This is a genomic window from Bradyrhizobium uaiense (genome assembly GCF_010811875.1).
Lineage (GTDB): Bacteria > Pseudomonadota > Alphaproteobacteria > Rhizobiales > Xanthobacteraceae > Bradyrhizobium > Bradyrhizobium uaiense.
Window position 1 is genome coordinate 20,054 of sequence record NZ_VKHP01000073.1, and the last position, 15,730, is coordinate 35,783.

The 15,730-nt window shown below is 59.9% G+C and carries 9 protein-coding genes, 1 tRNA gene and 3 pseudogenes; 10 read left to right on the forward strand and 3 right to left on the reverse strand.

Annotated features, from left to right (window positions below; translation table 11 throughout):
- The first annotated feature begins 332 nt into the window (after window positions 1-332).
- The 9 genes and pseudogenes from FNJ47_RS19075 to FNJ47_RS51390 all read left to right on the forward strand — a co-directional run bounded on the left by FNJ47_RS19075 (window position 333) and on the right by FNJ47_RS51390 (window position 13,438).
- Window positions 333-406: transfer RNA gene (locus tag FNJ47_RS19075), tRNA-Lys, on the forward strand.
- A gap of 290 nt (window positions 407-696) precedes the next feature.
- Window positions 697-3,678, forward strand: coding sequence for a GNAT family N-acetyltransferase (locus tag FNJ47_RS19080; protein WP_163155745.1), 2,982 nt, complete (start codon window positions 697-699; stop codon window positions 3,676-3,678).
- A gap of 180 nt (window positions 3,679-3,858) precedes the next feature.
- A complete protein-coding gene (locus FNJ47_RS19085; RefSeq protein WP_163155747.1) occupies window positions 3,859-7,425 on the forward strand; it encodes a GNAT family N-acetyltransferase in 3,567 nt (1,188 codons plus the stop codon).
- A 26-nt stretch (window positions 7,426-7,451) separates the two neighbouring features.
- Complete coding sequence (locus FNJ47_RS19090; protein ID WP_163155749.1) at window positions 7,452-9,998, forward strand: hypothetical protein; 2,547 nt, start codon at window positions 7,452-7,454, stop codon at window positions 9,996-9,998.
- A 1,042-nt stretch (window positions 9,999-11,040) separates the two neighbouring features.
- Window positions 11,041-11,237, forward strand: a pseudogene (locus FNJ47_RS51385) (hotdog domain-containing protein); the annotation flags it as partial.
- A 111-nt stretch (window positions 11,238-11,348) separates the two neighbouring features.
- Window positions 11,349-11,721 (forward strand): annotated as a pseudogene (locus FNJ47_RS19100) (P-type conjugative transfer protein TrbG); the annotation flags it as partial.
- Window positions 11,720-12,205: pseudogene (locus FNJ47_RS19105) on the forward strand (ATP-binding cassette domain-containing protein); the annotation flags it as partial. The pseudogenes FNJ47_RS19100 and FNJ47_RS19105, both read left to right, overlap by 2 nt.
- A 35-nt stretch (window positions 12,206-12,240) precedes the next feature.
- The gene (locus FNJ47_RS19110; RefSeq protein ID WP_235999968.1) at window positions 12,241-13,167 is read left to right on the forward strand and encodes an acyl-CoA dehydrogenase family protein; all 927 of its coding nucleotides are present in this window, start codon (window positions 12,241-12,243) and stop codon (window positions 13,165-13,167) included.
- The gene (locus FNJ47_RS51390; RefSeq protein WP_235999973.1) at window positions 13,070-13,438 is read left to right on the forward strand and encodes an acyl-CoA dehydrogenase family protein; all 369 of its coding nucleotides are present in this window, start codon (window positions 13,070-13,072) and stop codon (window positions 13,436-13,438) included. Before FNJ47_RS19110 ends, FNJ47_RS51390 begins: the two co-directional genes overlap by 98 nt.
- Before the next feature lie 15 nt (window positions 13,439-13,453).
- On the opposite strand, the gene FNJ47_RS53245 is transcribed toward FNJ47_RS51390, so the two are convergent.
- From FNJ47_RS53245 to FNJ47_RS19125, 3 genes are read right to left on the reverse strand one after another with little or no spacing between them, the layout of a single operon-like run.
- Window positions 13,454-13,915, reverse strand: coding sequence for a TetR/AcrR family transcriptional regulator (locus FNJ47_RS53245; protein WP_283811263.1), 462 nt, complete (start codon window positions 13,913-13,915; stop codon window positions 13,454-13,456).
- Window positions 13,804-15,033, reverse strand: a complete 1,230-nt coding sequence (locus FNJ47_RS19120; protein ID WP_163155751.1) for an SfnB family sulfur acquisition oxidoreductase — start codon at window positions 15,031-15,033, stop codon at window positions 13,804-13,806. The genes FNJ47_RS53245 and FNJ47_RS19120 overlap by 112 nt, the downstream gene beginning before the upstream one ends.
- A gap of 5 nt (window positions 15,034-15,038) precedes the next feature.
- Window positions 15,039-15,638 (reverse strand): arginase family protein, encoded by a 600-nt coding sequence (locus FNJ47_RS19125; RefSeq protein ID WP_430649394.1) that lies wholly within the window; start codon window positions 15,636-15,638, stop codon window positions 15,039-15,041.
- Between FNJ47_RS19125 and FNJ47_RS54715 the strand changes: the two genes are divergently transcribed.
- On the forward strand, window positions 15,573-15,730 hold a 158-nt coding region (locus tag FNJ47_RS54715; protein WP_430649395.1), incomplete at its 3' end, for an arginase family protein. The two genes, FNJ47_RS19125 and FNJ47_RS54715, sit on opposite strands and share 66 nt — an antisense overlap.

The window sequence follows — 15,730 nt, forward strand, 5'->3', positions numbered from 1 at the left end:
GCGCCGAATCAGAGAATGTCCCCTGCAGTTCACTGAGATGGAGTGAGGCGTCAGCCTGATGCGCCTCGCGCAACAGAGTCAGGAAAGACAGCAGGACAGAACAGCGGCCGCCGTTGAGTTCCGCTGATGACGCGTTTCTTTTTTGCGGATGATTAGGAGCAGACAACTGCCGGCACCATAGGTCGCAAGATAAGATTTCATTCGCATGACGCAAAAAGTGAAAACGCGCTGAAGCGCCTTCGTCGATCGTTGTGCCAAACTCACGTGATCGTCAGCGAAATGTTGTTCTAGCAGGGATTGAATATCGTTCTCCGATCGAATACAGAAATCACGGGCGGGTAGCTCGGTTGGTAGAGCAGCTGACGCTTAATCAGCAGGGTCATAGGTTCGAATCCTATCCCGCTCACCTCTCTGGAGGTCGGCATCGAAAGCGCGGTCGTCGAACGCTTTCGGAAAACGCAAGTGGCAAGCGAGAAACTCGAGAGACTGCACAAAGGCTTCCGCGCCTTGAGCGAGTTCCTCCACGCTCCTGGTCAAATTTGTGATCTCGACTCCTCACTTCACAATGCTGCTGCGACAAACCAAACAGCATTACGTCTTGAAGGCGACATAATCAGAACATACCTTAAAGTAGCACTCTATACATAATGCCACTTGTAGTGTGGCGCCGTAACGACATGACTGGGAGCAAGGAAGATGAATCCCTTTCTAAGGCTCGAGGCACCAGGTCGAGCGGCGAACGCGGTGGCTCACGACGAAGCGGAAGGCCCAGTCACCGTCCGGGACCTCGGCAAGCTTCTCACCGAGGCGGGGCTGACGTGGGACGCCTTCACCAACGCCGTATGGGATCTGGGTGTAGCAGACGCGGGCAATCTGCTCCGTTATCTCGATGCTGCAGTCTTCAAAGTAAGCGCGACACCTGAAGCACTGCGCTTCCATCTTCGCTTCCTCAGATCTGCGCCTCCTGCCGACTATCCTATTTGGGAGGACATTGTTCGCTCCATTCTCGACGATCGTCCGCTCTCGAACTCTTCCGAGCACTTTCTGCAGAGCGAGGGCATCGATCGCCTATGGCGTCTGATGCTCGCGAGTGTGCGACAGGAGAAGATCACCGAGCCTGACGGCAGGCCCGATGCGCGTCTGCTTGTTCAATCGCTTTTTAGGTTCCTCGAGCTCGCTGACGCGCTGGTCGCGGACGATCCGAATATTCCTGTCGTACTCGATGCCGTGAACCGGTTCGGCAGTCTGCAGCAATATTTCAGCAAGCACGATGTTCCGCACCCGGCGATCCGGGCATTGGCGAGCGCCGGCTTTGATGCGAATTACCTCGTCTTCGGAAGTCAGAACGTGCTCTCCCGCAGCAGAGAGGATCAGCCAGAAAGGCGAACCGCATCGGGCAGTGGACTCGACGAGCTGATCACGACGATCGTCGGCACCGAGCAGGCGGCGCCCCAGATTGAGCTTGGCATCGACCGGTTCAAGTTCCTGAATGAGCTGGCGGACGACCGGGAGATGGTGAAGACCGAGAACAGCCTGCCCGCGGCGCGGCGTCTGGCGGCGCGCTTGATTCCGCTCCTGCGGGCGCGAAAACTGGTTTTGCAAAGGCTCCGGTTGCTGGTGCCGGCAAGCACGCTGGACGAATATATTCACCGTATCGAGCGATACGCGAAGGTGTCCGACGCGGAGAAGGCGCGAGCTCTCGAAAAGATCACCGCCCGCCGAAGCACCAAAAACGTCCCTGAGCTGTTTTTTGACGATACGCGGCTCGGGTCCTGGCTCTTCAAGCCTGAAGGTATCGTTCATGGTGAGATCTGCCGGATTCTGTTGGATCCCGCCGTACCCCTGCTGGAGATCTGGCAGGAGCCGTACTCCGAGTTCATGGCGGCAATTCCTCTCTATCCCGGTTTCAATGCGAACCGGCAACGATGCATCCTGGTCGAGACCTATCACTTCGATGACCGGATTTTCGATCTGCTCGGTCGCCAGGAAACGCTGAGCTTCATGCTTGACGCGCTGTTGTTCGACGCGTTCCTCGGCCAGGCGGAGAAATTGGTGGTCTTCGCCGCTCCCTGGGGGCGATCAGCCATCTTTGCCAATTACGTTGCCGAGCTGGCTAAGCAAAACGAAGCTATCCACTATTTCGAAAGCTATGAGTTCGAATCTGTCGATCCGGGCGCAAGCGCCCTGCAGAACTCGCTGACGGGGCAATTTCACTATACGGAGTCGCTCGGTTACAACCGGCCGCTGAAAGGTGTAATCGATTTCGGCTTCAATCTGGTCGGCCACCAGACCATCGACAAGCTGACGAGCGGCGGGCGCGGTGTCTTCGAAATCGACATCCAGGCTTTTCTGGGAGCGCGCCATCTGCTGGACTCGATTCCCAACAAGGAGAAGCCAGCCGTCGAGGGCACCGAGGCGGCCTTCTTCGACCGGCCCGCAGAACGGGAAGCCGAACTCACCCATCGGTCCCAAGAAAAGCTGCGGCAGGCGGAAGTTGCGCTCAGGTCAGTGCTTCCTGATGCGCATTTTGAGATCCATCGCGAGATCGATGATGCGACCAGTGCCGAACTGCTGGCGCTGCATCGGCACGCCTTTCCGGAATATGCTTTCGTCGATGAGCAGTACTACGCCGAACGAATGCGCCAAAGGGATGCGACGCTGTTTGTCGCGCGCAGCGGCGGCGCAATGGTGGGGATGACGCTGACGTTCCGCAGCGGCATACTGCCCAATGACGCTGTCTATATTGATGAGCTTGCGGTTTGCTCAGACCAGCGGCAGAAGGGGCTTGGCTCTGCCCTCGTGGAGCTGGCTTTGCGCACTGCGTCTGTCCGTGGCACTCGGCAAGCTTGTCTGCTAACCCGGTTCGATCCCGCGGGATCGCCACTTATGAGATTCTACGAACGGCTGAACTTCCGGGCGGAGGCGGATTATCCGGACAGAGGCAGACTGTTCCAGCGCTCGGTGTCATTGTTTGGGCGGGAGAATCGCGAAGCCATCGACGCAATCCTTGCGCGTCTCGATGCGCGGCTCAGCGCCAGCGTTCCGCAGCTGCGGATCGAGTGCTTCACGGCGATTACTCCGGGCTTGATCGAGATGATGCAATCGCTGGAAACGGTGTTTCCCGAGGACATTCGCTACAGCTGGGATGAGTTCTCAGATCGGATGAGGTTCCGCGACGCCTACGTGCTGGTCGTCAAAAGCGGTGATGGCCCGATTGGATTTACGCTCTGCTACCATGATCCAATTCTTCCGGACCATGTCATGTTTGGCGATGTGCTGGCGGTCAAGCAGGAGTGGCAGCACAAGCGCATCGGCGTGGAATTGGTCAAGACGGTGCTCGAGATCCCGGCGCTTACGAACTACACCGACTTCCTGTTGTACTGCACCGAACCCACCAAGGACGGAAAATCCCTTGTGCAGTACTACAGGTACTTCGGCGGCAGGGTCATTGATGTCGCAGACAAAGTGCGAATGCTGATTCCGCTGCGGGCAAACCGCGCAGGATCGAGGAGGTCCGTTCTACCATCGCCAGGACAGAACAACGCTTGCGGGACCGCGGCATGCGCGTTGCGGCTCGATGTGAAAAGAGCGCGGCCGCCAGGATCGCGCTACCCGCTGACCAAGGTGCGGGCCAGCCGCGGACGTTCGATTGCCGTTTCTAACGACCGGCGATCGTAACGTCCGGTTGGGCGTGGCTCCTCGCGGCAGGCGAGGGCGTTGTCTAGGCGAAAGCGTACCGCACAGTTTTGAATCTAAGAGGGAAGTAATATGGGGGCCGCCTCGCTCACGGACCAAATCCTCGGAACTCCAGATTGGTCTCATTCGCTCGCCGCACCCGGTCTGGGTCGGAGCCCGTCCATGGGTTGGGCACATACCGCAGCGGGGCCGGATGCGACCCATCCTCATGCCTTCTCTATGTCCGGTCCGGCCGCGCCTTGGCTCAACGGGCAGCCGTTGCCCAGCCAGCAATGGTACAATGAGCAGTGGTCTAGCCAGACGCTGGGGGCGCAGAGCGCAGAGAAGACCATTCAGCCGTTCGCGAATGGCTCGATCTGGGATGTCGTGACGCGTCTTTCACAGCTCGGCGCGCCGGTCGATCGGCTTGTAACCTTCATCCTTGGGCTTGCCCCTCATTCCGTTGGCCCCTTCCTGCGTTACCTGCAGATGGCGGCTCTTGATGATGATGAGTTCAGTCATGAACGGTTAGCCGTTCACCTCGATATCGCGCTCGCCGTTCACCCTCGCCACTATGAGCTGCTTCGCAGGTTCGTAAGCGAGGTGCGGCATCGAATGAAGCTGTCTCCGGAGGTCGCGCATTTCGTCGGTGATCGGGATCTTGAAAGCCGCTTGCATGGCTTTCTGGTGAGCAAGTTCGGATCGGTCCCACTGGCCCAGGTCGAGCCGCGCAAGCAGCGGACCGCTTTTTTGCGCTCGACCCTGAGGTTCCTGGAGAATTTCACGGCTCTTACGGCCGCGGACCCCAATCTCGCCGTCCTCTATCGCACCGTGAATCGCTTCGGAAGCATTCAGGCCTATTACGCAGAACACGAGAGGCCGCGTCGTACCGTTCGGCGTCTCCTTGAGCTCGGTTTTGACGTCGATCACATCGTATTCAGCCGCGACGAATTGCTGTCGCTTGGCCCGGGCGAAGACGATCTTCGTAAGCCGTGGGCCGCTTGGCTGCGTGATACCATTCAGCGGTTGCTGGGCAGCCGTGATGAAGATCCCGAAATCGACCTCGGGCTCGATCGCAAGAAATTCTTTGGCGTGATCAAGCAAGATTATCAGGCGCTGCTGAAGGATGAGGACGAAGCCTCCGGTTTGCGGCTGGTGAACCAACTTCTGTCCGCACTTGAAAGGCGACAGGAAGGCCTGCTCCGCAATGGAGATTTGATCAGCGAAACGTCGGTCAAGCAGATCATCCTCGAGCTTCAGGCCATCAAGAAGAAGATATCGGGCGATGCTGAGCATCTTCCGACGCAGCGCTTGGTTGCCATTCGCAGCCCGAAGCTGGTTCCTGAATTGCTTTTCGACAATACCCGCTTGTCCTGCTGCCTGTTCAAGCCGAATGGTCTGTTTCACGGCGAAATCTGCCGACTGATCCTAGATCCGGCAACCCCCATCATCGAGTTCTGGCTGGAGCCTTACCCTGAGTTCCTGGGACTGGCGACGCTCTATCTCGGACTGAACGCGCGCGGCGAACGCACGATCCTGATGGATACGGTCGACTACAACGACCTGCTGCACGATCTGCGGGGCTACAACGGCACGATGCGGTTCATGCTGGATGCCATTGTTGCCAATGCCCATCTGGCGAAGGCGAAGCGGGTCGCGATCATCGCAGCCCCCTGGGGAAAACCGCTTGGGTTCGCCAATTTCGTCAAGCAGATGGCCTCGCGCTCGGAGGCGATCAACTATCAAGAGAGCTACTATTTCGAGGCCGCTGATCCGGCCGATGGAGCGCTCGACGAGTCGCTGGTCGGGCGGCACCATTATACCGAGGCGTATGGTTACGACAGTCCGCTGGCCGGTGTGATCGATTACTGCTTCAGCCTGGTGGGCTGGGGCACGGTCGAGAAGCTGTACACAGGTGGCCGCGGGGTCTACGAGATCGACGTCGAGCAATATCTGCTCGAGAACGAGACGCTGAAGAACAAGATAGGCAAATCTGGTGCGCCCGTTGTGCAGGCGCGGAAGGGCGAGATCTTCGCTCCACCCGCTCATCACGAAGACGAGCTGTCGTGGCGTCGCAACGATGCTATCGCCCGCGCAGAACAACGTATGTCGCGGCTGCTCGCTGATGTGCGGATCGAAAGGCTTAGGGATCCGTCGGGCGCGATCATCAGCGAGCTCATTGAGGTTGAGAACAGCGCGTTCCCGGAAGAGCTGAGATACGGCCGCGAGCACTTCGCCGATCGCCTGATCCTCAAGGACGCCGAGCTGCTCTTGGTCCGGCAACAGCAATCACTCGTCGGCTTTGCGTTGTCCTATGTTGCGCCCGCGATCTCATGGCAGGATGTCTTCCTCGACGATCTGGCGTTTCGCCCCGATTTGCGGTCAAAGGGCCTGGGTTCGGCGCTGGTGGCGCTACGGGCGGAGCTCAGCGCGATTTCCGGATATCGCGGATTGTACGTCACGGCGACCATCTCGCCCGAGCTTTCGCGCTTCTATGAGCGGCAGAACTTTCAACTGGTCGGCATGGTCCAGGGGGCTGGTCAAATCCTCTATCGGCCGCTCGGTCTATTGAGCTCGGGCGACGTTGAGGTCCTTCCGACGGTCCTGCGAGAGGCGGAGCGGCTTTTGCAGGCGCAGTTCAGCCGGCCAAGCGCGACGGTGCATTCGGCGCTGGATCAGGATCTGTTGCAGATTGCATTGGGTTTAGAGACGGCGTTTCCTGAAGATCTGCGGTACGACCAGGACGCTTTCCGCGAACGGATGGCTTGTCAGGATGCGCACTTGCTGGTCCTGCGGGAGCAGAATGAACCGATCGCGTGCTGCATGTGCTTCCGTGATCCCGACCTTCCTCGACATGCAGTCATGATCGACTCGCTGGCGGTCCGGCCCGAGCTACAGGGGCGAGGCATCGGCCGCGTCCTGCTAAAAACCCAGCTCACTATTCTTGCGTTGACCGGTTACACCGCGGCCATGCTGACCTGCCGTAAGCGAAGCGTGAACGGCGTCGATCTGGTCGCGTTTTACCGCAGCGTCGGGGCAAAGGAGACCGGCCGCAGCGGTAACAACGTTCAAATGTGCATCCCGCTGCGCGCCAACGGCCATGACCCCAAGGGGCAAGACGCCACGGGTCAAGACATCAATGCTGGCCATGATACTGGTTTCGGCGAAGACCAGGAGGAGCGGCGTTCAGGCGGTGATTTTGGGAGCCCGCCGCCGAACCGTCATGAGATGAATGGTCATGGGATGAATGGTCACGGATCAGCCATGGCACGCTCGTTAGTCGCAAGCAGGCCGCAGGCGGAGATCATACGTGGCAACGGGCACGCCAATGGCAGCACCAACGCTGGTAGAGGTGGAAATGGTGCCGCCGATGAGGAGCTCGGCGAGCTCTCCCGTCTTCCATCGATCAATCGTGGCATCATCGAAAAGCTGCGCAAGGCAGGCGTTCACACCATCGACGACTTTCTACGGTCAGCAGGACCGCGAGAGGGACGCTCGGCCCTGGCGGAAGAAGTCGGCATCGATGTAGATATTTTGCTTCAGGCAGCGCTGTTCGCCGATCTGACTCGGACAGGTGTGGCGCCGCGCGATTTGGGCCGGCTGCGACGGGCACGCGTGCAGACGCTGGATGAATTGCGTGACTGTCCGACAGAGAACTTGCGGCGCGCGCTGCCGCCGGAAGTTTCAGATGCCGATATTCAACGATTCCGTGAATCCGCGATCGGCTTGGAAACAATCGTCGAGCGCTGATCTGTAAAATCGAAAGCGGGGTTCATATGCCAGACACCATTGATTTCGGAGCTGGACCAGCAGTCGTCGTTTTTCAGCCGGCGGGACGCATCGGCGGCGTCATCCCCGAAGCCCTGTCCCAGGAAGGTATCAGCTTTGTCGAGCGCCCAATCGATCAGATCGGAGAGCTGAAGGCGGACAGCGGGCCGCGCCTGGCTATCGTGATCGGCGCGCCGGCAAACCCGTCGGCGCGGAACAGCCTGCGCCAATGGGTAGACAAGGGCGGATCGGTCATTTTGCTATGGTGTGACCAGTGGCCAGCCAACGAGCTGCGCGACTGGTTCGGCATCGAGCGACAGTCCGAAGATGTGGAGGGTGGCTACCTGTGGCCCGCGGAAGAATTGGCGATTCCCGGACTTTCTTCCGAATGCCTGCAATTGATCGGCCGCCGGTTTCTCTATCGTCTACCAGCTGATGCCCAGACGCGCGTCCTCGCGCTCGGCTCGGCCCACCCGGCAGCCGCCATTGCGTTTGACGCCACGCGCGACGGATTTGCCGACGATGAATGGTTCTGGGCGGGTCAGGAACTGTACCGCTATTCACGGGGCCGCACGCTCATTGGACCGTTTGAAGTGCCGGGGATCGGGCCAGTGACGCCGACCACGGCTGGCTCTGGCGATTTCACGGGCGACGGCTTTCGCGACAACCTGATTGTTTGCAGAGGCCATAGTTACGCAATCCTGCGCAACGGAGCATGGGTCGACGGCGGAAATTTGCAAAACCGGATTCGACACGTCTTGACCTGGAATCCGGGCACGGGGATTTGGCCAATCCAGCTATTTCTCGAGGACGGCTCGTTCTTCATTGAGTCGCTGGACGGAGGGCGAACCTGGAGCAGCGCAAAGGTCTTTGCGCCCGACGGCAAGACGCCGGTCCCGACGGATTTCGGCTATAGCTACGAATACTTGGACGACTCCGGTGTCGTACGCGTTGCGCTCAACCTGTTCAGCCAGGGAGCCTTCTTCTCCAATTTCGGCGCAGGATGGATCATGCCACCTGTCTTGCCCAATATCGGCCCGAAATATCTCTACGCCAACGTGATCGCGCCCACAATCGGTTATGCGTCCGACGCTGCGAGAACGGGTCTGCGCGATCAGATTTCCCTGCTGGTCTATTCGAATGTCTATGGAAGGGATCCGGTTTCCGGCACCTTCAATTATCCGTTGCAGTTCCATAAGCTTTACAGCGCGGGACCGGCGGGGCGGCATCCGCTCGTTGTGAACCGCGGACGCGCAACGGCGGTGCTCTATGATATCGAGCGCACGATCTATCAATTGCAGCAGGGCCTCGATCACGATCCGAACGCGGCGGTCATCATGGCCGGAGGGTTGACGACCTTCAATCCGGTGATCAATGTTTTTGACGATTGGATCGACTATACGCAGCTCGACCTCCCCCAAGCCGATCTTCATGAGCGGTTGCTGAGAGTGATGGTCACCTCGCTCTCGCCGGCGCCGATACCGCGTCTCTGGTATTGGCCGAACGGCCTGCGGTCGGTTGCCAGCTTGAGTCATGATGTCGAAATCTCCGTACCCGACCAGAATACGCAAGTTGCAACGGAGACGATGAGGATCGGCGAGATGGCGAAAGAGGCCAAGCGCCACGATACGTTCTTCGTCCTGATGACGGGCACAGACGTGAATACGATGTCGAGGAAGGATTTGGCCAAGTTGGAGGCCGAGGGTCATCAGGTGACGATCCACTTCGACACCTTCGGATCAACCGACTTCACGGCGGCCAATTTTCAGATGCAGTCGAACCTGCTCCGCGAGCGGGGCGTGAACCCCGTCTTCGGAAATCGTGATCACGGCCTGTCCTGGCTGAAGGACTATTTGGGATACGCGATCATGAGCCAGCCGGAAACCGTGTACGACTCGTCGTTCGGAGGTGGGCCTGGCTATTCTCATTGCGGTTCGGTTCTGCCCTATCGGCTTTATTCGCTGGCCGGACCCGCTTTCGAGTCCTTCGATGAAATCTCCCATGGTTTGATGGACATCGCCGACGGCGATTTCTATTTCTCCCAATTGGTGCCAAATCCAGAGACTTCGATGGTGCTGCCGCTCGATGACCTGTTCGAGCGAGCCCAGCAAATGGTGCTGCGCAATCACAGCGCCTATTACGGCTTTTTCGATTGCTTGTTCCATCCCGTGGTTGTCGCTGGATTGGCGCCACCCATTCCGGAGTTCTTCGACAGGGTGAAGAAGCTTGCACAGTTCATGACTGAGAAGAACATCCCGTCCCTGTCCATGAAGGATGTCGCTGTTTGGTGGCGGGCAAGACGAAAGGTCCAAGTCAGCCTGCGGAGCTGGGACAGAAAAACCCTGCGTTTCTCGGCGGTCACGTCGGCGCCTTTGGACGGAGTGACACTGGTGATTCCGCAACGAGCGGATGGAATGCAGCTTCAGTCTGTCACCGACGGCAATGGTGGAGCGATTGCGATCAATCCCGCCGTTCTTGACGGCAACAATTACGGGATGGTGACGCTACCTCGCCTCGACACGAATACGACCGATCTTGCTGCGACGTATGCGTAATGTGAATTCGGCTGCAAGGCCGATCCCGATATTCAGAATACGCAAGAGCTTGGAATTGGGAGTAGCTGACGTCGCGTCCCTGTCGCCACAGAAGGTTGTTTGCGTGGCCTGACGGCTAGCAAATGCGACCAGCGCCCCCACATGGCCAATGACAGCTTCACATTGTAGGCTGCGCGCCATTGCTCGCGATCGTTGTCCAGGGGTAGTAAGTTCAAAACGCGGGCTAGCAACACCCGATTCTTGCGATTGGTCGAGAGGGTGATACCAAAGCTGGCCGCATAGGCGCGCGATGTAGGGCGACTTCGGATCTCTCCCGCCCCGCCACTAGCCGCCGATTGCCCTCCATGATGCGATATGGCCGCCGATCACCGCATCGTCACCAAGCGGCTGCGGATTCCGATGATCGCGCGCAGGTGAAGCCCCCGATCGTTAGAGGCAATTGGCACTATCGTTAGCCCGTGGTCAAGCGGCTGCTGAAGAGATCACGTCTGGTGTCGCTCGATGGAGCGAAGCTGACTGGACACGCACCCCCAACAGTGCCGAAGCGGCCGGTCAGCTTCGCGGGCTGCTGTCTCAGTCGTCATCGTAATCAAGGCCGAGGAAGAACCGGCGGGCGACGCATGGAGTCACCGTACAGTATATGTCCCGCCGCCCCGGAAACCGTGGATGAGCGAGGACCGTCGCATGGGTCTTTTCGATGCTGCAGCGCTGGCACTCGTTTTCTTTCAATCGATCGACAAGCAGGCAGTTTAGATGAGCGCGGCTATGCTGGTGCGCGGTCGTTCGCTCACTGTCTGCCTTGCGCTTTCATATCCTTCAATCGATCAAGCGCGGCTCGTGTCGCTCGATCTGTTGCTAATCCACGCCACTTTCCAATCGGCACCTCGGCACCATCGATCGCCAGCCGAGTCGTGCCCAAGGATTGGCTGTCCCTCTGCATGCGCAAGTCTGGGATCCGCTTGGCTGGTGGCTCAGTGCGCACGGAGTAGACCGCTTCAATGCACGCGGCCTGCAAGCGGAGAAAAGAGGGTACGCTGATTAGCGCTTCATGGAACGTGGCAGAACGAATTACTTGCGCCTACTCGGAACCAATCAGCAAGTGCTGCTTGAGGAAGCGCAGAACGACGCACCCGGCTTTGCCTTCGCTGTCCGTTCGATGACAATCGATTTTCTAAGACCGGCGGTCTGGACGACCTGCTCGACGTCGTCACGGTCCCGCAAGAGGTGAGGGGCGCGTCGGCCTAGATAAATCTGCCCCTCGTTCATGCTGTGGTCTTCCAGCGACCCAATGAAATCAAGGCGTTAGACTTCTGTTGCGATATCGTCAAACCAGAGTTGGCGGCTTTGCTGATGTCAGTCTCGGCGCTTGGCGGCTGCGCATAATTTCATCCCGCCTGACATCAACTATGACACCGCGGAGCCGGCGACACTCACCGCCGATCCGCCGCCGCCCGTCAAGATCGTGGAATTGCCAAAACCCCTGCCGCTGCCCGGGCAGTTGAAGCCGCTCGTCGCTGGTAAACGCGTCCCCGAAGCCGCCGACCCAAAAGTTCGCGTCAAACAGGCCAACGCGGCGGCACGCGTGCAGCCAGTCCGCAATGGTTTCATCAACGCGGTCCAGGTCTATCCGTTCTCGGGCGGAGCCCTCTACCAGGTCTATACGGCGCCCGGCCAGATAACCGACGTCGCCCTCCAGGAGGGCGAGCAACTTGTCGGATCCGGTCGCTGGCGGCATTGGAGGCGGGCTGTCGCGACGCGAGATCGCGGCAGGCCTTGAGCGCGTCTACACATTGTTTCCGCGCCTGAAAGAGCGGCGGCGGTCCGCCTCGGGCCTCACCTCGGGCGGTGAACAGCAGATGACGGCGATCGGCCGGGCCTTGATGGCCCGTCCGCAACTTTTGGTGCTCGACGAGCCATCGATGGGCCTCGCGCCCCTCGTGGTCGAGACGATCTTCAGCGCTCTGAAGGCGCTCAATAGCGAGGAGGGATTGTCGATCCTGGTCGCCGAGCAGAACTCGACGGTGGCGCTGCGCTACGCCGACCGCGCCGCAGTGCTCGACGGCGGATCGACTGTGCTGGCGGGCGAGGCCGCAGATTTGCGCGGGCGCGCCGAAATCAAGGCACTCTATCTCGGAAGCCCAGAAGAGAGTGCCACCCATCTTGCCGCATTGCGCAGGCCAGCACTCGGCGATCATGCGGCCGCCTGAACATTTTCTTATTGACCAGACAGAGGAGAATACCCATGAGCAAGGACAATCTCGCGCGCATTGGACAGGACGACATCTATTCCCGCCTCGATGCCGCGATCGAGACCACTGTCAAAGTCCATGCTGACCGCAATGACCTCGAAGGCCGGTTTCCGCGGGAGAATCTCCAGGCGCTGGCGGCGCCCGGATGGACCGGGGTCCTCAATGAGCCGCGTTTCGGCGGGCTCGGGCTCGGCCATGGCGATTTCGCGGAAGCGGCCTATCGCATCGGTCAGCAAGACGCCTCGACAGGCCTCGTCTACGTCATGCATGTCGGCGCAGCGCAAACCATCAACCTGTTCGGCAATGACGATCAGAAGGAGCGCTGGCTCAAAGCCACGGGCGGGACGCTGCTCGGCACTTATTCAACCAGCGAGCGGGCGAGCGGCGGGCATTGGTGGTACAATTTCTCCGAGGCCTCCCGTGACGGCGAGAACTACGTTCTCAACGCCGAGAAGTCGTTTACGACGAGCTCGGGACAGGCGGACTTTTACGTGGTGCAGACGCGCTCTCCCGGTGCCAAGGACCAGACCGATATCTCGTTCTTCATCGTCGATGGTAAGGCGTCCGGAATCGATCCGGGCCCGTGGGAGGCGCTGGGCGTGCGGGCAAATCATTCCGGACCGATCCGCTACGGGGACGTCAAGGTCCCGAGCCGTGATCGCCTCGGTGCCGAGGGACAGGGCAAGGAAATTATCTATGACGATGTTTCGCCTGTTTACCTGATCGGTCTTGGTGCGGTGTGGGAAGGCGTGGCCCGCCGTAGCTCTCAATGCGGCGGTCGCACACACCTCGAGCTTTGTTCACAAGGACAAGAACAAAAGCCTGTCGGACTATCAGGCCATCCGCCAGGAGCTCGGCGCCGCAAAGGTGCTTGTCGAAACTTTGCGCCCGTGGCGCAACGAGCTCGCCGCCAGGCTTGATGAGCTGTGGCGCGCCGGCAAGCCCCAGAGCGAGATACTGATTCCGCTCACCGAGTTCAAGGTTCACGCCGCCGAAGTTGCCAACAAGGTGGCTGCCGCAGCGCTGACCGTGACCGGTGGTTACGGTTATCGGCGCGGACCGATTGAACGATCGTTTCGGGATGCTCGTGCCGCCATCGCGATCGGACCGTCTAACGTGATCGCGCGGGACTGGATCGGAAAGTCGCTGGTCGGGTTGCCGCTTGAGCTGTTCTACGAGGGCGGAGAGTAGGGAGATGCCTCGGCGCTAGGCGAGCAGCGCATTGCCATTTCCCACACGCCTTCCAGATCGGAGCGAGTTGCGCCTCCGACGGCTTGTAAGCAGGCAGCCATCGGGCCGCCTTGGGCGCGTGGCTTGGACGATCGCGGCTCGGATGAGGGACGCAAAAACGCGCCGCGCGGTGGGTTCTTCCAGCGTCGTCCGAAACAGCTTGCCATACTTCTCATCGTAGCGCTCGACGGCCTTGCGAAAGAGCTCGTCCTTGTTGGCGAATGCCGCATACAGGCTCGGAATGCCAATTCCCATCGCTTCGATCAGCATGCCGACGGATGCGCCTTCGTATCCGTGGCGCCAAAAGACTTCGACGACCGCGTCCGTTAGGCCCAGATGTGAAGTGGTGGGTTCTTGTCGTTCAGCACGTAGTTTCCGATCAGATGATATTTCCAGCGTACAGGATCGTGCAGCGTGTGCGTTCGCGCATTGCGCCAATGCCGATCGAGGTTCAGATTGGTGCGGGCGCTGCTCGCTCCGCCGAACTCAAATAGCTTGGATGAGGCGAACAGCGCCACATCGTTTGCGGGTACCTTTGCTTCGGCTACCGCAACCGATGCGCGCGCGACATCGGCTTCATCATGGCGGTCGCGCACCGCATCAAGGGTGCGGGCCGCGCGCGCGACCATCGCATCGGCGGCGTGGACACGGATCTGGAGATCGCCAAGCGTGGCAATCGTATGCGGGTCGTCCTGGGCGCGCTGGAGTCCGCTGTCGATCCAGGGGCGTGAGGCCGAGCGCGCAAGCCGCACCGCTTCCGCAAACGAAGCTCGCGCAATTCCGAGGTCAATCGCGACATGCAGGAGTTGCGCAAAAGGGCCAGTCAGGCTTGGTCTACCGATAGACTTGTAGCGCGCAATCACATGGGCGGGATTGACCTCCACATTATCGGCGATCACCGTGCCACTTGCGGAGGTCCGCTGGCCGAAGCCGTTCCAGTCGTCGAGCACCGACAAGCCAGCAGCATTGTGCGGGACATAGACATAAACCACGTTACCATCATCGTCGACACCGGAGATCGGTATCCAATCTGCGAAGAGCGCATTGGTGCCGTAGACCTTCCGCGCGTTCAACCTCAGACCGCTCGGCGTGCGGCTGATGCGGCTGCGAATGTCCAGCACGTTCTTGCCGCCGGATTCCGCAAAAGCGTTGCCGATCACCTTGCCGGTGAGCACTTCCGATAAGAAAAAGCGTTTCTGTGGCTCGGTGCCGATGTGATGCAAGCTTTCCAGCAGAAGGTAGTTGCTTTGCGGCAATTGGCCGATCGACGGATCGGCTGCTGAAATGATCGCCACCACCTCGATGATGGTTTCGATCGAAACGCCAGCGCCACCGTACTCGGAGCGTATACCGATGCCCCACAACCCGCTTTGCACAAACTGCCTGAGCTCGTCGTGCGGCAGGCGACGTTGACTGTCACGTTCCGAGGCTCCGGCTGCGAGCAACGGGGCAAGCTCTCGCGCGATCGTCAGCGCCTCGTCCGCCGTGCGGATCACATGAGCAGGCTTGCGCGACGCGGCCTCATCCAGCGGCTTTTTGGTAGGTACGACGTTCATGACGATCAATCCCTATGAGAGGGCCGCGCCGCGGCCAGGCCGGCAAGAAACTCGAGGATGACGCGCGCGCACAGAAATGCGGCAAGCCCCGCGGCATCGTGGAGTGGGCTGACGCAATTGATGTCGATTGCGACGATGTTCAGCCGACGCAGCAATCGCGCGATCTGCAGGCCTTCGCGTGCTGTCACGCCGTCCCAATTTGGGGTGATGACCCCAGGGGCAACCGACGGATCGAAAAAATCCATGTCCCAGCAAATGTAAACGGGTCGATTGGCGAGACGCCGAACGACTTCGTCGAGAACCGGTATAATGCCGCGATCCAGCAGTTCTGTGATTGTCACCAGTTGATAGCCAAGCTCGCGAGCGTGCGCGTAGAGCCCCTTCGAGGCGACCGGTCCGCGCAGTCCGATATGGTACGACACGGTCGGGTCGAGCAGGCGGGATTCGGCGGCCCGATGAAAGGCAGCTGGCCCAGTGTTTCCGGCCAAGGGATAGGCATCGGTGTGCGCATCCAGGTGCACGACCGCGAGCTCGCGGTCGTGCACCTGGATGCGCACACCGATGCCTATCCCTTGGCCGGAAACACTGGGCCAGCTGCCTTTCATCGGGCCGCCGAATCCCGCCTGCTCGACCCGACCGTGTCGTACCATATCGGACTGCGCGGACCGGTCGCCTCGAAGGGGCTCTACGCGCACGC